The organism is Catellatospora chokoriensis, assembly GCF_011297315.1.
GTDB lineage: Bacteria > Actinomycetota > Actinomycetes > Mycobacteriales > Micromonosporaceae > Catellatospora > Catellatospora citrea.
In genome coordinates, this window is the sequence record NZ_JAAOTI010000021.1 from 40,384 (window position 1) to 59,856 (window position 19,473).

At 72.7% G+C, this 19,473-nt stretch carries 16 protein-coding genes and 1 pseudogene; all 17 read left to right on the top strand.

Translation table 11 applies throughout. From position 1 onward, the window contains the following. Positions 1–22: 22 nt before the first annotated feature. The 17 genes and pseudogenes from ftsL to HAV39_RS27930 all read left to right on the top strand — a co-directional run bounded on the left by ftsL (position 23) and on the right by HAV39_RS27930 (position 19,473). Complete coding sequence (ftsL, locus tag HAV39_RS27850) at positions 23–574, top strand: cell division protein FtsL (RefSeq protein WP_120316122.1); 552 nt, start codon at positions 23–25, stop codon at positions 572–574. 76 nt (positions 575–650) lie between these two features. Then, positions 651–2,876, top strand: coding sequence for a peptidoglycan D,D-transpeptidase FtsI family protein (locus HAV39_RS27855; RefSeq protein ID WP_239120138.1), 2,226 nt, complete (start codon positions 651–653; stop codon positions 2,874–2,876). A gap of 49 nt (positions 2,877–2,925) precedes the next feature. Continuing rightward, positions 2,926–4,497: pseudogene (locus tag HAV39_RS27860) on the top strand (UDP-N-acetylmuramoyl-L-alanyl-D-glutamate--2,6-diaminopimelate ligase); the annotation flags it as partial. Between the two features lie 77 nt (positions 4,498–4,574). Beyond that, positions 4,575–5,999, top strand: a complete 1,425-nt coding sequence (locus tag HAV39_RS27865; RefSeq protein WP_191842162.1) for a UDP-N-acetylmuramoyl-tripeptide--D-alanyl-D-alanine ligase — start codon at positions 4,575–4,577, stop codon at positions 5,997–5,999. Beyond that, positions 5,996–7,105, top strand: a complete 1,110-nt coding sequence (gene mraY / locus HAV39_RS27870) for a phospho-N-acetylmuramoyl-pentapeptide-transferase (protein ID WP_120316119.1) — start codon at positions 5,996–5,998, stop codon at positions 7,103–7,105. The genes HAV39_RS27865 and mraY overlap by 4 nt, the downstream gene beginning before the upstream one ends. A 5-nt stretch (positions 7,106–7,110) precedes the next feature. Further along, complete coding sequence (murD, locus tag HAV39_RS27875; protein WP_191842163.1) at positions 7,111–8,502, top strand: UDP-N-acetylmuramoyl-L-alanine--D-glutamate ligase; 1,392 nt, start codon at positions 7,111–7,113, stop codon at positions 8,500–8,502. Positions 8,503–8,578: 76 nt separating this feature from the next. Next, positions 8,579–10,099 (top strand): FtsW/RodA/SpoVE family cell cycle protein, encoded by a 1,521-nt coding sequence (locus tag HAV39_RS27880; protein ID WP_191842164.1) that lies wholly within the window; start codon positions 8,579–8,581, stop codon positions 10,097–10,099. After that, positions 10,099–11,229, top strand: a complete 1,131-nt coding sequence (gene murG / locus HAV39_RS27885) for an undecaprenyldiphospho-muramoylpentapeptide beta-N-acetylglucosaminyltransferase (RefSeq protein WP_191842165.1) — start codon at positions 10,099–10,101, stop codon at positions 11,227–11,229. The genes HAV39_RS27880 and murG overlap by 1 nt, the downstream gene beginning before the upstream one ends. Before the next feature lie 26 nt (positions 11,230–11,255). Beyond that, positions 11,256–12,725, top strand: a complete 1,470-nt coding sequence (murC, locus tag HAV39_RS27890) for a UDP-N-acetylmuramate--L-alanine ligase (RefSeq protein WP_373311588.1) — start codon at positions 11,256–11,258, stop codon at positions 12,723–12,725. Then, positions 12,725–13,567, top strand: coding sequence for a cell division protein FtsQ/DivIB (locus tag HAV39_RS27895; protein ID WP_191842166.1), 843 nt, complete (start codon positions 12,725–12,727; stop codon positions 13,565–13,567). Before murC ends, HAV39_RS27895 begins: the two co-directional genes overlap by 1 nt. A 285-nt stretch (positions 13,568–13,852) precedes the next feature. Then, entirely contained in the window at positions 13,853–14,962 is a 1,110-nt protein-coding gene (ftsZ, locus tag HAV39_RS27900; protein ID WP_120316113.1) for a cell division protein FtsZ, read from the top strand. A 181-nt stretch (positions 14,963–15,143) separates the two neighbouring features. Further along, positions 15,144–15,887 carry a YggS family pyridoxal phosphate-dependent enzyme gene (locus HAV39_RS27905; RefSeq protein WP_191842245.1) on the top strand — a complete coding sequence of 248 codons (744 nt, stop codon included), beginning with the start codon at positions 15,144–15,146 and terminating at the stop codon, positions 15,885–15,887. Positions 15,888–16,055: 168 nt separating this feature from the next. Next, positions 16,056–16,820 carry a cell division protein SepF gene (locus HAV39_RS27910; RefSeq protein WP_191842167.1) on the top strand — a complete coding sequence of 255 codons (765 nt, stop codon included), beginning with the start codon at positions 16,056–16,058 and terminating at the stop codon, positions 16,818–16,820. Positions 16,821–16,844: 24 nt separating this feature from the next. Beyond that, positions 16,845–17,141 carry a YggT family protein gene (locus HAV39_RS27915; RefSeq protein ID WP_191842168.1) on the top strand — a complete coding sequence of 99 codons (297 nt, stop codon included), beginning with the start codon at positions 16,845–16,847 and terminating at the stop codon, positions 17,139–17,141. 54 nt (positions 17,142–17,195) lie between these two features. Further along, entirely contained in the window at positions 17,196–17,975 is a 780-nt protein-coding gene (locus HAV39_RS27920; RefSeq protein ID WP_120316109.1) for a DivIVA domain-containing protein, read from the top strand. Positions 17,976–18,328: 353 nt separating this feature from the next. Next, positions 18,329–18,991 carry a hypothetical protein gene (locus HAV39_RS27925; RefSeq protein WP_155386686.1) on the top strand — a complete coding sequence of 221 codons (663 nt, stop codon included), beginning with the start codon at positions 18,329–18,331 and terminating at the stop codon, positions 18,989–18,991. A 161-nt stretch (positions 18,992–19,152) separates the two neighbouring features. Further along, positions 19,153–19,473, top strand: a complete 321-nt coding sequence (locus tag HAV39_RS27930) for a DUF167 domain-containing protein (protein ID WP_191842169.1) — start codon at positions 19,153–19,155, stop codon at positions 19,471–19,473.

A 19,473-nucleotide genomic window follows, 5' to 3' on the forward strand; every position in this document is an offset into this window, starting at 1 on the left:
GCTGCGAGCAAAGGGGGTAGGGATGAACGTGACACCGCTGCGGGCATCGCGCCGCAGCACAACGCCGTCGCAGGGGGCGTCGCGACCGGGGGGTCGGGCCGTGACGAACGACGCGAAGGCGAGTGAGGAAGGCCGTTCGGGCGCACGCTACCGGACGGTGGGCAGTGCCGCGCTGGCGGTGCAGCCGGAGGCCGTTCCGCCGCAGCAGGTGCGGCGACCGCGGCTGCGGCTGGCTCCGCCGATGCCGGTGGCGGCGCCGCGAACGCCGTTCGTGCTGCTCATCGTGCTGGTCGTGGTCGCCGGAGTGCTCGGCATCCTGGTGCTCAACACCAAGATCTCCGAGGGTGCCATCCAGCTGACCGATCTGAAGAAGCAGCAGGCGCAACTCGACCTGCGCGAGCAGCAGATCACGCAGGAGATCACGGAGGCGGAGTCGCCGGGTCGCCTGGAGGCGGCGGCCAAGCGGCTGGGCCTGGTGCCGGCGGGTGCGCCCGCCTTCATCCGGCTCCCCGACGGCAAGATCATCGGGGTGCCGCAGCCCGCCACCGGCAAGCCGAGCATCACCAGCCAGTGAGCATCGCGCTCCGGCATGGCCCCCGTTCGGGGGCCGTGCCGGAGCCTGCCTGCATGACGGCGTAGAAGGGGCGACGATGGCGCGACGTGACACCGACGAGCCGGAGGACCGGGGGCGCAACCGGCGCAGCGGTATCGGCGACGCACGCGCCTTCACTCCCCGCGGACGGACCACCCGCGACGGCGGTTCCGGCGCGGACTCCGCCCCCGACCCGCAGGCCGAGGCCGAGCTCCAGCGCCGCCGGGCCGAGCTGCGCATGGTGCGCGGCGGCCGGGCCGAGGAGGGCCGCCCGCCGCAGCGGCTGGGACGGGTCACGGGGGCGCCGAGCCGGCGGCCGCGCCGCGCCGACGACGAGGGCGACTTCGACGTCGAGGAGGCTCCGCGCCGGCGCACCGCCGCCGCGGGTCGCGGCCGGCCCGCGGTCCGCGCGGACCGCGAGTTCGTCGGGCGTACGCAGGCCGCCCGGGCCCGCAACCCGTACCGCGACGACCGGCTGCCCGCAGGCCGCGGCCGGCCGCAGGACCGCCGGCAGCGCCCGGTCGCCCCGCCGCCCGACCCGCCGAAGATGGGCGAGCCGCGCCGCCGGCTGCGCCTGGCCACCGCCCTGTCGCTGCTGCTGTTCGCCGCGATCGGGGTGCGGCTGGTGCAGTTCCAGCTGGCCGACGCGCCCGCGTTCGCGGCGCAGGGGCTCGAGGACCGGCTCGACACGATCAAGCTGCCCGCGCCGCGCGGCGGCATCTTCGACCGCACCGGGGCGGTGCTGGCCCAGAGCGTGGAGGCGCGCTTCGTCGCGGTCGACCCCGAGCTGGTCGTGGAGCCCCAGACGACCGCCGGGCTGCTCGCGCCGCTGCTGGGCAAGGCTCCCTCGGAGATCGAGCCGCTGCTGCAGAAGGGCAAGCAGGAGGTCAGCGGCAAGCCCATCCGCTTCCGGTGGCTGCTGCGCGGGCTGAGCGTGGACACCGCGAACATGGTGCGCGCGCTCAAGCTGCCCGGCATCATCGTCGACCGCGACGAGCGGCGGGATCATCCGGGCCACGACCTGGCGGCCAATCTCATCGGGTTCACCGGCACCGACCTCAACGGCCTGGCCGGCATCGAGGCCCGCTACGACCAGGTGCTGCGCGGGCGCAACGGGCAGCTGCAGTACGAGACCGGCAACGGGCAGCTGAACAAGCCCATCCCGGGCGGCTTCCGGCGGGAGACCCCGGCGCAGCCGGGCAGCTCGCTGACCCTCACCATCGATCGCGACGTGCAGTTCCAGGCGCAGCACATCCTGGCCGCGAACATGGAGAAGGTCAAGGCGGTCTGGGGTGCGGTGGTGGTGCTGGACGCCCGGACCGGCGAGGTCGTCGCGCAGGGCAGCCACCCGACGTTCGACGCGGCCAACCCGAGCGAGGCCAAGCCGGAGGTGCTGGCCGACAACGCCACCTCGGTGGTGGTCGACCCCGGTTCGGTGCACAAGGCGATCGTGCTGTCGGCGGCGCTGCAGGAGGGCGTGATCGAGCCCGACTCGACGGTGAAGATCGGCCCGTCGATCAAGAAGGGCGACCAGGTCTACTGGGACACCCACCAGTTCGCCGAGGGCACCCGGATCACCCTGCCGGGGCTGATGGCGTACTCGTCGAACGTGGCCACCATCAAGATCGCCGAGAAGCTGGGCGCGGAGAAGCTGTACGAGTACCAGAAGCTGTTCGGGCTCGGCCAGCCCACCGGGATCGGGGTGCCCGGCGAGTCGTCCGGCCAGCTGCAGGCCCCCGAGGACTGGAGCGGGACGTCGCACGGCTCGATCCCGATCGGGCACGAGATGGCGGTGACGCCGCTGCAGATGGCGGCGGCGTACGCGGCGATCGCCAACGACGGCGTCTGGGTGCAGCCGCACCTGATCAAGCAGACCATCGCGCCCGGCGGCAAGGTGACCGAGCCCGCGCCGCCGAAGTCGCACCGGGTCATCAGCGCCGAGAACGCCGCCGCGCTGCGCGAGATCATGGAGGCGGTGACCACCGTCGACCAGGCCACCGGCCGCTCGGCGGCGCTGCCCGGCTACCGCATCTCCGGCAAGACCGGCACCGGCTCGCAGGTGCTCAACGGCAAGTACGTCAAGGGCGAGGTCGGCTCGTTCATCGGCATGGCCCCCGCCGAGAATCCGCGCTACGTGGTGGCCGTGTTCGTCAAGACGCCGGGCGTCGGGGCGGGCGGCAAGGTCGCCGGTCCGGCGTTCCGCGACATCATGGCGTACACGCTGCGGCACTTCAAGGTGCTGCCGAGCACCATCGGGTCGCCCAAGTTCGTCACGTATTACTGATGCATGTCACTAGAAGTCAGACACAGCGGGCACAGGTGTGCGGTAGGTCATGGGCCAGCGGGTAAGGTCTGACGCCGTGCCTGGGAAACTCAGCTCCACCGCCGCCCCGCTGCGGCCCGCCCGCGTGGCGCCGGTCGGTCTCGCCGCGCTCGCGAGCCTGTCCGGAGCCGTCAGCGAGGCCTCGCCGGAGGCGCTCGCGGCCGAGGTGACCGGCATCACCCACGCCAGCGACCAGGTGCGGCCCGGGGATCTGTACGCGGCCCTGCCCGGCGCCCGCCGCCACGGCGCGGAGTTCGTCCCCGGGGCGCTGGCCGCCGGCGCGGTGGCCGTGCTGACCGACGCCGCGGGCGCGGCCCACCCGGCGCTCGCGCCCGCCCTGGCGGCCGGGGTGCCCGTGCTGGTCGTCGCGGACGCCCGCGAGGCGCTGGGGCCGGTCGCCGACGCCGTCTACGGCTCGCCCACCTCGGCGCTGACCGTGATCGGGCTGACCGGCACCGCCGGCAAGACCTCCACCGCGTACCTCGTCGAGTCCGGGCTGCGCGCCGCCGGACACGTGACCGGCCTGATCGGCACCGTCGAGACCCGGCTGGGCGACGTCCGGGTGACCAGCGTGCGCACCACCCCCGAGGCGACCGACCTGCACGCCCTGTTCGCGCTGGCCAGGGAGAACGGCGTCACCGCGGTGGTGATGGAGGTGTCCAGCCACGCGCTGGTGATGGGCCGCGTCGGCGGGGTGCGCTTCGCCGTCGGCGGCTACACCAACTTCGGCTCGGACCACCTGGACTTCCACACCGACTCCGACGACTACTTCCAGGCCAAGGCGCGGCTGTTCGACGGCCGCTGCCGGGTCGAGGTGCTCAACTTCGACGACGCGGCCCTGCTGCCGCTGCGCCGCCCGGCCACGATCACCTACTCCGCCCTGGGCGATCCCGCCGCGACCTGGCACGCCGCCGACGTCGTCGAGCAGGACTTCGGCCAGCGCTTCACCGCGCTCGGCCCGGCCGGCCCGGTGCCCGCCGGGGTCCGGCTGCCCGGCCTGCACAACGTGGCCAACGCGCTGCTGGCGCTGGCCTGCCTGACCGCGGTCGGGGTCGACCCGCGCACCGCCGCCGACGGCATCGCCGCGTGCCCGGGCGTGCCCGGCCGGCTGGAGCAGGTCGACGCGCCCGGCCCGGTGGTGGGCGTGGTCGACTACGCGCACAAGGTCGGCGCGATCGAGGCGGCGCTGCTGGCCCTGCGCTCGCTGGCCGACGCGCGCGGCGGCCGCCTGATCTGCGTGCTCGGCGCGGGCGGCGACCGGGACACCGGCAAGCGCCCGCTCATGGGCGCGGCCGGGGCGCAGGGCTCAGACCTGCTCATCGTCACCGACGACAACCCGCGCACCGAGGACCCGGCCGTGGTCCGCGGCGGCGTGCTGGCGGGCACGGCGGGCGCCGTGGCCGAGGTCGTCGAGATCGCCGGTCGCCGGGCCGCCATCGCCGAGGCGGTGGAGCGGGCCAAGGACGGCGACGTGATCGCGCTGCTCGGCAAGGGCCACGAGACCGGCCAGGAGATCAACGGCGAGGTGCTTCCGTTCGACGACCGCATCGAACTGGCCGCCGCGCTGACGGCCCGCCACGGCTCCGGTCAGCGGGCCGCCGCGCCGCGTGACGCCGCGACAGACCAGGCCGACCCGGCCGCCGAACACGAGGAGGGCCGATGATCCCGCTGAGCCTGGCCGAGATCGCCGCCGCCGTCGACGGCGAGCTGCACGGCGGCGACCCGCAGTCGCGGGTGACCGGCACCGTGGAGTTCGACTCCCGCAAGATCGGCACCGGTGGCCTGTTCGTCGCGTTCGCGGGGGAGAAGGCCGACGGGCACGACTTCGCCCCGGCCGCCGCGGCCGCCGGTGCGGTGGCTCTGCTCGGCACGCGCCCGGTGCCCGAACTGCCGACGATCGTGGTCGCCGACCCGCTGGCCGCGCTGGCCCGGCTGGCCCGAGCCGTGCTGGACCGCCTCGACACGACCGTCGTGGCGATCACCGGCTCGTCGGGCAAGACGACGACCAAGGACCTGATCGGCGGCCTGCTCAGTGAGCTCGGCCCGACCGTGGCACCGCCCGGCACGTTCAACAACGAGCTGGGGCTGCCGTACACGGCGCTGAAAGCCGACGCGGACACCCGGTTCCTCGTGCTGGAGATGGGTGCGCGCGGCGCCGGGCACATCAAGGACCTCTGCGAGATCGCCCCGCCGAACATCGGCGTGGTGGTCAACGTCGGGGTGGCGCACATCGGCGAGTTCGGCTCGGTGGAGGGCATCGCCCTGGCCAAGTCCGAGATCGTGCAGGCGCTGCCCGCGGACGGGCTGGCCGTGCTCAACGGCGACGACCCGCGGGTCGCGGCGATGGCCGGCGTCACCGCCGCGCCGTCGGTGCTGGTGGGTCAGGCCGAGAACGCGGACCTGCGGGCCGTGGACGTCGTGCTGGACGGGCGCGGGCGCCCCTCGTACACCGTGGTGCGAGGAACCGAGTCGGCACGGGTGGAGCTGGGGCTGACCGGCGCGCACCAGGTGGGCAACACGCTGCTGGCGGCTGCGGTCGCGCTGCGCTGCGGCCTGCCGTGGGCCGAACTGCCCGCGGCGCTGGCCCGGTTGCGCGCCGTCTCGACCCGAAGGATGGATGTTTTCGACCGTGCCGACGGTGTCACGGTCATCGACGACTCGTACAACGCGAATCCGGCCTCGACCGCGGCGGCGCTGCGCGCGCTGCACACCCTCGGCGGCGCAGGTCAGGACGAGCGGCGCACCGTGGCGGTGCTCGGCTACCACGCCGAGCTCGGTCCGGCGGAGCGCGACGGCCATGCCGAGGTGGGAGCGCTGGCGGCTACGCTCGGCGTCGGCCTGCTCATCGTGGTGGGCGAGTCGGCCGCGCCGATCCTCGACGGCGCGGCCTCGGTGCGGCAGTGGGAAGGTGAGTCGGTGCTGGTCAGCGATCAGGCCGCGGCGATCGGTGTGCTGCGGGAGCGTCTGCGGTCCGCGGACGTCGTGCTGGTGAAGGGTTCGCGATACCGGACCTGGGATGTGGTGGACGCACTGCGCGAGACACGTGCCCTGCAGGGTGCGAGTGACGGAGACGGCCACCGATGAGATCCATCATCGTCGCGATCCTGGTGGCGTTCGCGGTATCCCTCTTCGGCACCCCTCTTGCCATCAAAGCCTTCACCCGGCTCAAGGCCGCCCAGCCCATCCGCACCGACGGGCCGCAGACCCACCTGGCCAAGAAGGGGACGCCCACGATGGGCGGCGTGGTGTTCATCTTCGCCACCGTCATCGCCTACGTGGTGGCGCACCTGAGCCTGACCACCCTGCCCGAGAAGCAGATCGCCCAGATCACCCCGACCATCACCGCGCTGGTGCTGCTCGGCCTGTTCGTGTTCTCCGGCGCGGTCGGCTTCATCGACGACTTCCTCAAGGTGCGCCGGCGCAACAGCGGCGGCCTGAACAAGCGCGGCAAGCTGCTGGGCCAGCTGCTGGTCGGCGCGGCGTTCGGCATCATCGCGCTGAGCGACCCGGGCTCGAACACCGAGACCGTCGGCTCCACCAAGATCTCGTTCGTCCGGGACATCGGCTGGCTGGACATCGGCAAGGTCGCCGCGATCGTCCTGTTCGTGTTCGTCGTGCTCGGCGCGACCAACGGCGTGAACCTGACCGACGGCCTGGACGGCCTGGCCACCGGCACCTCGGTGATGGTGATCGGGGCGTACAGCTTCATCGCGGCCTGGCAGTACCAGCACTGGTGCGCCGACACCTCCGGCTACGCGGCGAACCCCAACAACTACTGCTACGCGGTACGCGACCCGCTGGAAGTGGCGATGATCGCCGCCGCGGCGGCCGGCGCACTGGTCGGCTTCCTGTGGTGGAACACCTCGCCGGCCCGCATCTTCATGGGCGACACCGGTGCGCTCGCGCTGGGCGGGCTCATCGCGGGCCTGGCCATGTCGACGCGCACCCTGCTGCTGCTGCCCATCATCGGCGGCCTGTTCGTGATCATCACGATGTCGCTGGTGATCCAGGTGATCTCCTTCCGGACCACCGGCAAACGGGTCTTCCGCATGTCGCCGCTGCACCACCACTTCGAGTTGGCAGGCTGGAGCCAGGTCAACATCGTCGTCCGCTTCTGGATCATCGGCGGCATCGGGGTGGCGATCGGCCTGGGCATCTTCTACAGCGACTTCCTGCGCGTGATGGGGTGACATCGATGTACGAGGGCCGTTCGGTGCTGGTGGCCGGGGCGCGGGTGGCCGGAGCCGCCTGCGCCACCGCCCTGGCGGGCCTCGGCGCCAAGGTGACCGTCGTCGACCGGACGGCATCGGAGGTCACCGAGCGGCTCGCGGGCCTGGGCATCCCCGTGGTGATCGGCGAGCCCGACCCCGGGCAGCTGCTGTCCGGGGTCGACGACCTGGTCGTGACGCCCGGCATCCCGCCGCACCACCCGCTGGCCCTGGCCGCCGCGGCGGCCGGCATCGAGGTGTACAGCGAACCGGAGCTGGCCTGGCGGCTGCGCAAGCCGGACGGCCCCCGCTGGCTGGCGGTCACCGGCACCAACGGCAAGACCACCACGGTCACCATGCTGGCCGCGATCCTGGCGGCGGCCGGCCTGCGCACCGCGGCGCTGGGCAACATCGGCGTGCCGCTGGTCGACGCCCAGGCCGGCGGCCCCGCCGGATACGAGGTGCTGGCCGTCGAGCTGTCCAGCTTCCAGCTGCACTGGTCCTCGACGCTGGCCCCGCACGGCGGCGCGCTGCTCAACCTCGCCGACGACCATCTGGACTGGCACGGCGGCTTCGACCACTACGCGGGGGCCAAGACCGCCGTGTGGCGCTCGGCGGCCACCGGGGGCACCGCGGTCGGCAACCTCGACGATCCGCGCGTCAGGGCGCTGCTGGAAGGGCTGCACGCGGCAGGGCCGCCCGGCCCGCTGGTCGGCTTCACCCTCGACGTGCCGCCGCGCGGCTGCGTCGGCGTGGTCGAGGACGTGCTCGTGGACCGCACCGGCGACGGCGACGCCCACGAGCTGGCCACCCTGGCCGACATCCACCCGGTCGGCGCGCACAACGTGGCCAACGCCCTGGCCGCCGCCGCGCTGGCGCGCTCGGTGGGCGTGCCGCACGAGGCGATCCAGCGCGGCCTGGCCGGTTACGTGCCCGAACCCCACCGCAACGCGCACGTGGCCGTGGTCGGCGGGGTGACCTGGGTCGACGACAGCAAGGCGACCAACCCGCACGCCGCGCAGGCGTCGCTGACCTCGTACGAGCGCATCGTGTGGGTGGCGGGCGGGCAGCTCAAGGGCGTCGACATCGACGAGCTGACGGCCCGGGTCGCGCCACGGCTGGCCGGGGCGGTGCTGCTCGGCGTGGATCGGGCCGAGATCGCCGCGGCGCTCGCGCGACACGCGCCGCACCTGCCCGTGGTGGACGTCGCCCGCACGGATGATGGGGCGATGGCGGAGGTCGTGCAGGCGGCCGCCCGGCTGGCCGAGCCGGGCGACACCGTGCTGCTCGCGCCCGCCGCCGCGTCCCTGGACATGTTCCCCAGCTATGCCCGCCGCGGCGAGGCGTTCGCCGAGGCGGTCCGCGCCCTGCCCGGCTGACCCGGCCCGCGCCGCGCGGCGCCCGGCACAACAGAACAGCACCCCGTCCGCAGCGGCCGAGATCGGAGTCCTCTCGATGACCGGTGACGCCCGTACGGCAGCCCCGCCCGCCGAGGCGGCCACGCCGGCTCCCCGCGCGCTGCGGGTGGACCTGTTCACCTGGCTGGCCGCCCTGCGCGGCCTGCTGTCCCGCCCGCTGGCCTCGTACTACCTGCTGCTGGCCAGCGCGGGCCTGCTACTGGTCATCGGCCTGGCGATGGTCTACTCGGCGACCAGCGTCGCGGCGTACAGCGCCAGCGGCAACGCGTTCGCGGTCATCGCGCAGCAGGTCATCGCCGCGGTGGTGGGGCTGGCCGCGTTCTGGGTCTGCCAGCGCCTGCCGCGGCGCACCTTCCGGGCCATGGCTCCGGTGGCGCTGACCGTGTCGATCGTGCTGCTGGTGCTGATGGACGGCATCGCGCTGCTGTACGCGTCCGAGGTGCTGCCCAAGCCGCAGATCGGCTTCGTCCACTCCGAGACGCTGTGGCTGTACATCGGGCCGGTCCAGCTCCAGCCGTCCGAGCTGGCGAAGTTCGCGCTGGTGCTGTGGGGCGCGGACGTGCTGACCCGCAAGGGCAACTCGATCGTGCGCCTGCGCGAGCTGTTCTCGCCGCTGTTCCCGCTGGTGGGCCTGCTGTTCGTGCTGGTCGGCTACACCGACCTGGGCACCATGCTGTGCCTGCTGATCCTGTTCATCGGCCTGCTCTGGGCGGCCGGCACGCCGATGCGCTACTTCGGCATGCTGATCGGCACCGGCCTGGCCGGCATCGCCCTGCTGATCGTCGCGCCCGGCCTGGGCGGCTACCGGTCGGACCGGTTCGGCGCGTTCTTCCAGACCGACGCCGAGGTCATCACCTGCACCGCCAACGACGACACGTGCTACCAGTCCAAGCAGGGGCTGCTGGCGATCTCCGACGGCGGCTGGTTCGGGGTCGGGCTGGGCAAGAGCAGCCTGAAGTGGAACTGGCTGCCCAGCGCGCACAACGACTTCATCTTCGCGGTCATCGCCGAGGAGCTCGGCGTGGTGGGCTGCCTGGTGGTGCTGTCACTGTTCGCCGTGCTCGCCTTCACCGGGCTGCGCATCGCCCGCCGGGTCAACGACCCGTTCCGCCGGATGGCGGCCTGCGCGGTGACGCTGTGGCTGGTGGCACAGGCCGTCATCAACATCGGCGGGGTGGTCAAGCTGCTGCCGATCACCGGCCTGCCGCTGCCGTTCATCTCCGACGGCGGCACGGCCCTGGTGGTGACCCTGGCGGCGGTCGGCATGCTGGCGTCGTTCGCCCGCGCGGAGCCGGACGCGGCACGAGCCCTGCATGCCCGTCCGGCCCCGAAGTGGGCCCAGCTAGTGTGGGCCCCGTTGCCACCCCTGCCGTCCCCGGCGCGACCCGCCGACACGGCGGCCTCCGCGACCGCGGCGACGGGAGTGGTCAAGGCGCGCGAACCGCAGGCGAAGGAGCCGGCGACGCGGGCCGGTGGACAGTCTTCGGGGGACCGCCGTCCGGGCGGGTCGCCAGGCAGGTCCGGCAACGCAGGTGGTCCGGGTGAGAGGAGACGGTGATGGTGTCAGGTGACGGCCGGTTGCGGTCGGTGGTGCTGGCCGGTGGTGGCACCGGCGGGCACATCTACCCGCTGCTGGCGTTCGCGGACTGTCTGCGCCGCCACGACCCGGACGTGCGCATCACGTGCCTGGGCACGCCGCGCGGCCTGGAGACGGAACTGATCCCGGCGGCCGGCTACGACCTGCGGCACATCCCGGCATACCAGCTGCCCCGCTCGGTGAACATGAACCTGCTGCGCACCCCGGACCGGATGTTCCGGTCCACCAAGGCGGCGCGCGCGGTCATGGACGAGGTCGAGGCGGACGCGGTCGTCGGCTTCGGCGGGTACGTCTCCGTCCCGGCCTACCTGGCCGCGTGGCGGCGGCACACGCCGATCGTGATCCACGAGGTGAACGTGCCGGCCGGGGTCGCCAACAAGCTGGGCATGCGCTTCACCGAGAACGTGGCGGTGGGCTTCCCGCACCAGCCGCGCCAGGACGAGTCGCTGCGCAGTGCGACGGTGGTCGGCGTGCCGCTGCGCCAGTCCATCACCACGCTGGACCGGGTCGCGCTGCGCGAGCGGGCCCGCGCCCACTTCGGGCTGGACCCGCACCGGCCGACCCTGTTCGTGTTCGGCGCGTCGCAGGGCGCGCGCTCCATCAACCTGGCCGTGGCGGCGTCGGCGAAGGCGCTCACCTCGGCGGGCGTGCAGGTGCTGCACGTGATCGGGGCCCGCAACGACGACTTCGACGTGCCCAGCGACCTGGCCGCGCCGTACGTGCGGGTCAAGTTCATCAACGAGATGGAGCTGGGCTACGCCGCCGCCGACCTGGCGCTGTGCCGCGGTGGCGCGATGACCTGCGCGGAGACCGCCGCGCTCGGGGTGCCCGCGATCTACGTTCCGCTGCCGTACGGCAACGGCGAGCAGCGGCGCAACGCGCTCCCGGTCGTTGAGGCTGGTGGTGGACTTATCGTGGACGACGCCGAGCTGACCCCGCAGTGGATCGAGCAGAACGTGCTGCCGCTGGTCACGGACCCGGCCCGGCTGGCCACGATGGGCTACGCGGCCGCGGCCTACGGCCGGCGGGACGGCGACGAGCAACTGCGGGCGTTCCTGCTGAACGCGCTGGCGTCGGCGAAGCGAAACTAGGGAGGCGTGCAGTGGAGACGGCGGAGATGATCCCGGCGGGTGTGCTCACCGCGGAGGACCTGGGCCGGGTACACATGATCGGCGTCGGCGGCGTCGGCATGAGCGGCCTGGCCCGGCTGCTGCTGACCCGCGGCGTGCCGGTGTCCGGTTCGGAACTGCGCGAGTGGCCCGCGCTGGCGGCGCTGCGCGCGCTGGGCGGCACCATCTACATGAGCCACGACGTGTCGAACCTGGACGGCGTCGACACGGTCATCTACTCGACGGCGATCCCGGCCGACCACGTGGAGCTGGCCGAGGCGCGCCGGCGCGGCCTGCGCGTGCTGCACCGCTCCGAGGCCCTCGCGGCGTCGATGACCGGGCGGCGCACCATCGCGGTGGCCGGCACGCACGGCAAGACCACCACCACCTCGATGATCACTCTGATCCTGCAGCAGGCGGGGCTGGCCCCGTCGTTCGTGATCGGCGGCGAGATCTCCGAGGTGGGCTCGAACGCCCACCACGGCACCGGGGAGTTCTTCGTCGCCGAGGCCGACGAGAGCGACCGGTCGTTCCTGCTGTACCGGCCGCACGTGTCGATCATCACGAACGTGGAGGAGGACCACCTCAACACGTACGGCACGCTGGCCAACCTGGAGGACGCCTTCGTCGAGTTCGGCACGCTGGTGGAGCCGGACGGCTTCGTGGTGGCCTGCGCCGACGACCCGGGCGCCATGCGGGTCACGGCCCGGCTGCGCGAGCTGGGGCGCACCGTGTTCACGTACGGCGAGTCGCCTGACGCGGACCTGCGGCTGACCGACATCACCACGACCGCCGCGGGCGTGCGCTACCTGGCCGCGCTGGACGGGCAGGAGCTGGGCGAGTTCTCCATGCCGGTGCCCGGCCGGCACCTCGGGCTCAACAGCGCCTCGGCCGTGCTGACCGCGCTCAAGCTGGGCGTGGACCCCGAGGTGGTGGCCGCGGGTCTGGCCGCGCACCCGGGCGTGCGCCGCCGCTTCGAGCTCAAGGGCATCGTCAACGGGGTACGCGTCTACGACGAGTACGCCTACCACCCGACCTCGATGACGGCCGCCCTGCACACGCTGCGCGAGGTGGCCGGGGACGGCCGCCTGGTGGTGGTGTTCCAGCCCTACCGCATGTACCGCACCCGGGACCTGCAGGAGGAGATGGCCACCGCGCTCGGCCTCGCCGACGAAGCCGTGATCATGGAGGTGTTCGGCCCCGGCGAGGTGCGCGAGCCCGGTGAGGGCGGGGTGGCGCTGACCGCGGCCGTCCCGCTGCCGCCGGAGCAGAAGATCTTCGTGCCGTCCTGGGAGGACGTGCCGGGTGAGGTGGTCCGCCGGGCCCGCGAGGGCGACGTCGTGGTGACCATGGGCGCGCCGCCGATCTCGCTGATGGGCGACGAACTCATGGCGGCCCTGGCGGAGCCCGCCGAGCCGGTCTCCCCGAACGGGTACGTCGCCCGTCACGCCTCGCCGGACGCACGAGAGCTGGGCTGATGCCCGAGGGCCGGACTCGCGACACCAACGCCGCCGGCGCCGCCGCGGGTGACGGATCGCGGCGGCGCTGGCGGCTCGTGCGGGCCGGCACCGACGCCATCCCGCCGTGGGTCCGGCAGTTCATGCGGCGTCCGCGGATCCCGCTGTCCCGGGCGGGACGGGTGCGCCGCCGCCGGCTGCTGGTGGCCCGGCTGGGCCTGGCCGCCGTCGCGCTGGCGGTGGTGGGCGTGCTGGGCTGGCTGGTCTTCGTCTCCCCGGTGCTCGGGGTGCGCGAAGTATGGGTGTCCGGCGTGCTGATCCTGGAACCGGACCAGGTGCGGGTGGCCGCGGCGGTGGCCGACGGCACACCGCTGGCGCGGGTGGACACCGAGGCGGTGCGCGCCCGGGTGGCGGCGCTGCCCCCGGCCCGGGAGGTCACCGTCACCCGCAGCTGGCCGTCCACTCTCGTCATCGAGGTGGTCGAGCGGACGCCGGTCGGCGCGGTGCCCAACGGAAAGAAGTACGATCTTTTCGATGATCATGGTGTGATCTACCGTACGGTCTCCAGCGTTCCGTCCGGTGTGGTGCGGGTGCAGTTGGCCACACCGGGTCCACAGGACGTGTCCACCCAGTCCGCGCTGACGGTGCTGCGGTCGCTGACCAAGCGGCTGCGGTCCGAACTGGCCACCCTGGTCGTGGAGGGACCGGCCCGGATCCGGCTGGAGATGTCCGGGGACCGGGTCGTGACCTGGGGCGACGCTGAGGGGAGCGAGATGAAGGCGAAGGTGGCGGACGCCCTGCTGGCCAAGCCGGACAAGCGCATCGACGTCAGCGGCGTGCCGGAGGTCGTGACCCTCGGCTGAACCCGCCGGGCGGCCCGCGCCCGCGGTGGCGTGCGCGAGGTCTCCATAGTGGAGTACGAGACACGCCGCAGTGGTCCTTGGATCACAGCGTGCCGACGCTTACGTTTCCGTACAAGACAATGATTGACATAACCGTAAGGCTCTAGTAGAGGTTTAGGGTTCCCGCCCCGAACCGCTGCCGGAGCGGCAATGACCGGAGGTCCGCCTCCGCCGTTGCGGCAAGCTAGGCCGGGTGGGGGCGCAGCCCTCGCCCTTGTGGCACAAGAGCCTCGAAGGAAGGGTCCGATGACACCTCCGCACAATTACCTCGCGGTCATCAAGGTCGTCGGCATCGGCGGCGGTGGCGTCAATGCCGTCAACCGCATGATCGAGGTCGGCCTCAAGGGCGTGGAGTTCATCGCCATCAACACCGACGCGCAGGCGCTGCTGATGAGCGACGCCGACGTCAAGCTCGACGTGGGCCGGGAGCTGACCCGGGGCCTGGGCGCCGGGGCCAACCCCGACGTGGGCAAGAACGCCGCCGAGGACCACCGCGACGAGATCGAGGAGGTGCTCAAGGGCGCCGACATGGTCTTCGTCACCTGCGGCGAGGGCGGCGGCACCGGCACCGGCGGCGCGCCCGTGGTCGCCAACATCGCCCGCAAGCTGGGCGCGCTGACCATCGGCGTGGTCACCCGGCCGTTCTCCTTCGAGGGCAAGCGCCGCCAGGTCCAGGCCGAGTCCGGGATCGAGGAGCTGCGCAACCAGTGCGACACGCTCATCGTGATCCCCAACGACCGGCTGCTGGCGCTGGGCGACCGCGGCATCACCATGATGGACGCGTTCCGCCAGGCCGACCAGGTGCTGCTCTCCGGTGTCCAGGGCATCACCGACCTGATCACCACGCCGGGTCTGATCAACCTCGACTTCGCCGACGTCAAGAGCGTCATGAGCGGCGCGGGCAGCGCGCTGATGGGCATCGGCAGCGCCCGCGGCGACAACCGCGCGGTGGAGGCGGCCGAGCGCGCCATCTCCAGCCCGCTGCTGGAGCAGAGCATGGACGGCGCGCGCGGTGTGCTGCTGTCCATCGCGGGCGGCTCCGACCTGGGCCTGTTCGAGATCAACGACGCGGCGCAGCTGGTCACCGACGCGGCGCACCCGGACGCGAACATCATCTTCGGTGCGGTGATCGACGACGCCCTCGGCGACGAGGTGCGGGTGACCGTGATCGCGGCCGGCTTCGACGGCGGCTCGCCGTCCTACAAGCCGGTGGAGATCCCGCGCAAGGTCACCCCGCCGGTGGAGGCGCCCACGCTGCGCCACCCGACACCGACCAACACCCCGCCGACCCAGTCGCAGCGTAAGGTGCTGTTCGACGACGTCGACGTGCCGGACTTCCTGAAGAACGGCTCGTAGGTCCCCCGGTAGGCGGGTTGGGGAAGATCGCTGTTTCGGGTCACAAGGTGCGGTCAGGCCGCAGATCTTGGCACGAAACGGCGATCTTCACGGGCCGACGGCGCGGCCTGCCTGTCGTGAGCGAGGCTCCGGTCATGCGGTATGAACGGCATGACCGGAGCTTTCTGCGTACCTGGAGTGGATCTTGACTGACGAGCAGCGGCGCGAGCAGATCGCGGCGAACCTGGCGGCGGTGCGCGAGCGCATCGCCGCCGCGGCCGCGAAGGCGGGGCGCTCCCCGGCCGAGATCACCCTGGTCGCGGTCACCAAGACCTACCCCGCCTCCGACGTGCTGCACCTGGCCGCCCTCGGGGTGGCCGACGTGGGGGAGAACCGGGACCAGGAGGCCGCCCCCAAGGCCGCCGAGACCGCTGCCGCAGGGGTGGACCTGCGCTGGCACTTCATCGGGCAGCTGCAGCGCAACAAGGCCCGTTCCGTGGCCTCCTACGCCGCGATGGTGCACTCGGTCGACTCGGTGCGGCTGGCGACGGCCCTGGGGGCCGCGGCGGCGCGGGCGGCCGACGAGGGCCGGCCGGCGCCGCTCGACGCGCTGGTGCAGCTCAGTGTGGACGGTGACGCCGAGCGGGGCGGCGCGCTGGCGGTCGGCGACGATCCTGATCGGGCACTGCTGCGCGTGGCGGAGGCCGTCGCCGCGTCGCCCGCGCTGCGGCTGCGCGGCGTGATGGCGGTGGCTCCGCTGGACTGGGCGCCCGAGCGCGCCTTCGCCGAGGTGGCCCGGTGCGCCGCGCTGATCCGGGCGGCACATCCTGATGCGACGGTGGTCTCCGCGGGCATGAGCGACGATCTCGACGAGGCCGTGGCGTGCGGCGCGACACATGTGCGCATCGGCAGCGCATTGCTCGGAATGCGACCACCCCTGCGGTAGCCTGGCGGCTGGCACCGAAATTACACGAGTGTGGTTAACCCACGTGAGTGAAGATGAAGTGCAGCAGGCACCGGCTTGGTGGCGGGCTTTGACAAAGAAGCTGGTGTCTGCGAGAGAGCGGCACAGGCACGGGGGTTTGTGCCGCACGGCGGACGGAGGGGCGCGGCAATGGGCGCACTGCGGAAGGCGGGTGTCTGGCTCGGGCTGGTCGAGGACGATGACGAGCACGAGTACGACGAGCCTGCCTACGACAAGGGGTATTCCTCCGGTTACCGCGACCGCGGGGGTCGCCGCGGCGACCGGGCGGATGACCGCTACTCGCGTGACGGGGGCCGGTACAACGACGACTTCGAGGACGACGACGATCTCGACGAGGCGCCGTCGGTTCCGCGTACCCGGATGGCGGCCGACCGCAGCGGTTCGGCGCGCCTGGAGGCGGCGCGCGAGTCGGCGCGGGCGGAGGCCACCCGGCTGAACGTGGAGGCACGCCTGGAGGCGGCGCGGGCCGAGCGGGCCACGGTCCGCCCGATCACCCGTCCGCTGACCGCGGCGCCGGCCACGGCGACGAGCGCCACCGCGACGCGCGACAACCTGGCGCTGGCGCCCCAGGTGCAGCCGCAGCAGCGGGTGGCCGCGACGGCCGAGGACGACCGGCGGCCGCAGATCACCACGCTGCACCCCACCACCTACAACGAGGCGCGGCAGATCGGGGAGCGGTTCCGGGACGGCACGCCGGTGATCATGAACCTGACGGAGATGGACGAGGCGGACGCCAAGCGTCTGGTTGACTTCGCTGCGGGACTCGCATTCGGGTTGCGGGGTACGATCGAGCGCGTCACCAACCGAGTGTTCCTGCTCTCACCGGCCAACGTCCAGGTCACCGCCGAGGACAAGGCCAAGATCGCCGAGGGTGGGTACCTCAACCAGAGTTAGTCCTACCGAGGGACTCCGACTGTCGTGTTTTCGCCTGTGCTGCAGGTCGCGTATGTCGCGATCTACGTGTTCTACCTGGTGCTTCTGGCCAGGTTCGTGATGGGTTACGTGCTCTCGTTCAGCCGGCGCTGGCAGCCGGTGCGAGGGTCGGCCGCCGCGCTCGAGGTGGTGTGGAGCGTCACTGATCCGCCTCTCAAAGCGTTGAGGCGTGTGATCCCACCGTTGCGCATTGGTACCGTGAGCATCGACCTGAGCTCCATCGTCCTGTTGATTATCCTTTACGTGCTGATGATTATCGTCGGGAATTTGATCACCGGGTGACCCCCATCCGGTGACCGGTTCCCAACGCGGCCGCGACTGACCCGAGGAGTTTCGATGCCGCTCACCCCGGCCGACGTGCACAACGTCGCCTTTAAAAAGCCTCCGATCGGCAAGCGGGGGTATGACGAGGAGGAGGTCGACGCCTTCCTCGATGAGGTCGAGCGCGAACTCGCCCGTTTGATCGAAGAGAACAGCGAACTGCGCATGCAGGTCGAGCGCGGCGGCGGTGGCCGTCCGGTCGGCCCCGGCGGCCCCGACCCGCGTCTGGCGGCGGAGCTGAACGAGATGAAGGCTCAGCTCGACCGCATGCAGCGCGACAAGTCCGCAGCCGAGCAGGCCGCCCGCGCCATGCAGAACGAGCTGGAGCAGCTCCGCGGCGGCGGCATGGCGGCCGCGGCGGCGATGTCCGGCCCCGAGGGCGAGCAGCAGGCCCTGCGCGTGCTGATGATGGCCCAGCGCACCGCCGACGACCACGTGTCCGACGCGCGCCGCGAGGCCGACAAGGTGCTGTCCGAGGCCCGTTCCAAGGCCGAGGAGGTCACCCGGGACGCCCGGGCGAAGGCCGACGCGCTGGAGCGCGACGCCCGCCAGCGCCACCAGGAGGCGATCAGCGGCCTGGACGCCAAGCGCACCGCGCTGCAGCAGCACATCGACACGCTCAAGCAGTTCGAGCGGGAGTACCGCACGCGCCTGAAGGCGTACCTGGAGAGCCAGCTGCGCGACCTCGAAGGCCGCGGACAGAGCCTGGAGGCCGAGATCGGCCGCGAGGACCGTCCGGCCGGCGGTGGCCTGGCCGCCGCGGGCTCGGGTTCGGGCTCCTTCAACGGCCGCTGAGCGGCTGCGCCACCGGGTGAGACCACCGGCGTCCCTGGGCGGTCCGTTTCGGCGGACCGCCGGGGCGCGGCGGTGGAGCCCGACGGCATGTCCCACCTGTACCACCCCTCACGCACCGCCAGAGTCACCGCGGCAGCCTCACCCCTCGTCGCTGCCGTCGCACCGCAGATAGAAAACGAGCCTGGGTGCCTCCGAGCCGTGACACGGCCGGCGCCCCGGGTTCGCCGGTGCGGGACCCTCCCGCGCCGGTAGCGAGACGGCCGGTTCGTGAGCGCTTTCCCCCGGGTGATGCCCAGGAGCGTGTCCCGGACCGGGCCGAGACCTGGATCTAGCCGACGCGGCGGGGGTGAGCTGTGATAGTCGCAAGTCTGCTGCTCATCCTCGTTGCCGTTGTGCTGCTCGTGCTGGGCCTCACGGACGGATCGAGCGGTCTGCTCGTCGGTTCGATCGGCACCAGCCTGCTGGCCGCGGTCGCCCTTGTGGTGGGCGCTCGCCAGGCTGCTGCCGCGCGAGCCGCGGCCGGGCTCCTCGACGAAGACGAGGACGAGCAGTTCGATGGTGACGAGGATGACGAACCGGCCGGCCGGCGTGCCGGCGGCCGGGCTGTGGTGCCGCCCCGGGTCCCCGAACGGGACGACTGGGACGACGAGCCGGCGCGCCAGCCGGTGCTCGGCCGCACCGACAACGAACCGATGTCCGCCGGATACCAGCAGACCGAGGTCGTGCTGCCGGCGCAGGGCGCGGGCGGGCGAGCCGACGATTTCGACGACGAGGACCCGCCGGACGAGCCGGTGGCGCAGCGGATCTCCCCGGCGGACGCGGCGCGGATCGCCCGGATGTCGGCGGACGTGCTCGTGATCGACGGACGGCCGCGCTACCACGTGGCCGGGTGCGTGCACCTGCTGGGACGGCCGTACGAGCCGCTGCCGGTGTCCGAGGCCGTGGACCTGGGGTTCAGCCCCTGTGGTCTCTGCGAGCCGGACAGCGCCCTGCTGGCCGACGCCCGCCGGGTCTGACCGGTCCCGATCATCCGGTGCTCCGCTGCTCTTCTCGGCGGGGCGATCGACCGCTCGGCACGCCGCCCTCCGGGGTGGCGCGCCGGGGCGGGTCGGTGATCCCGGGCGGGACACCGGAGGTCCTGCCACGCGGCCGGAAGGGGCTTCCGGCACAATGGGTCATGGCACGTGATCGGTCCTCCGCGGTGACGGAACCCGCCGTGGTCGCGGTCCGGGTCAAACCGGGCGCGGGACGGACGCGGGTCGGCGGCGCCTATCCGGGTCCGCACGGCATCGCGCTGATCGTGGCGGTGCAGGCGCCCGCCGTCGACGGCCGGGCGACAGAGGCGGCCCGCCGCGCGCTGGCGGACGCGCTGTCGCTGCCCGCGGCGAGTGTCTCGCTACGCACGGGCCTGGCCAGCCGGGACAAGCTCTTCCTGATCGAGACGCCGCCCGCCGACCTGGCGGCCCGCCTGACCGCGCTGCACGAGGCGGGTCGGTGA

Excerpts from the sequence above, each read along its gene's own strand:
- HAV39_RS27930 (WP_191842169.1), top strand. The coding sequence starts at position 19,153 with ATGGCACGTGATCGGTCCTCCGCGGTGACGGAACCCGCCGTGGTCGCG.
- ftsZ (WP_120316113.1), top strand. The coding sequence starts at position 13,853 with ATGACACCTCCGCACAATTACCTCGCGGTCATCAAGGTCGTCGGCATC.
- murC (WP_373311588.1), top strand. The coding sequence starts at position 11,256 with ATGATCCCGGCGGGTGTGCTCACCGCGGAGGACCTGGGCCGGGTACAC.
- HAV39_RS27920 (WP_120316109.1), top strand. The coding sequence starts at position 17,196 with ATGCCGCTCACCCCGGCCGACGTGCACAACGTCGCCTTTAAAAAGCCT.
- HAV39_RS27880 (WP_191842164.1), top strand. The coding sequence starts at position 8,579 with ATGACCGGTGACGCCCGTACGGCAGCCCCGCCCGCCGAGGCGGCCACG.
- mraY (WP_120316119.1), top strand. The coding sequence starts at position 5,996 with ATGAGATCCATCATCGTCGCGATCCTGGTGGCGTTCGCGGTATCCCTC.
- murD (WP_191842163.1), top strand. The coding sequence starts at position 7,111 with ATGTACGAGGGCCGTTCGGTGCTGGTGGCCGGGGCGCGGGTGGCCGGA.
- HAV39_RS27895 (WP_191842166.1), top strand. The coding sequence starts at position 12,725 with ATGCCCGAGGGCCGGACTCGCGACACCAACGCCGCCGGCGCCGCCGCG.
- murG (WP_191842165.1), top strand. The coding sequence starts at position 10,099 with ATGGTGTCAGGTGACGGCCGGTTGCGGTCGGTGGTGCTGGCCGGTGGT.
- ftsL (WP_120316122.1), top strand. The coding sequence starts at position 23 with ATGAACGTGACACCGCTGCGGGCATCGCGCCGCAGCACAACGCCGTCG.
- HAV39_RS27865 (WP_191842162.1), top strand. The coding sequence starts at position 4,575 with ATGATCCCGCTGAGCCTGGCCGAGATCGCCGCCGCCGTCGACGGCGAG.
- HAV39_RS27855 (WP_239120138.1), top strand. The coding sequence starts at position 651 with ATGGCGCGACGTGACACCGACGAGCCGGAGGACCGGGGGCGCAACCGG.
- HAV39_RS27910 (WP_191842167.1), top strand. The coding sequence starts at position 16,056 with ATGGGCGCACTGCGGAAGGCGGGTGTCTGGCTCGGGCTGGTCGAGGAC.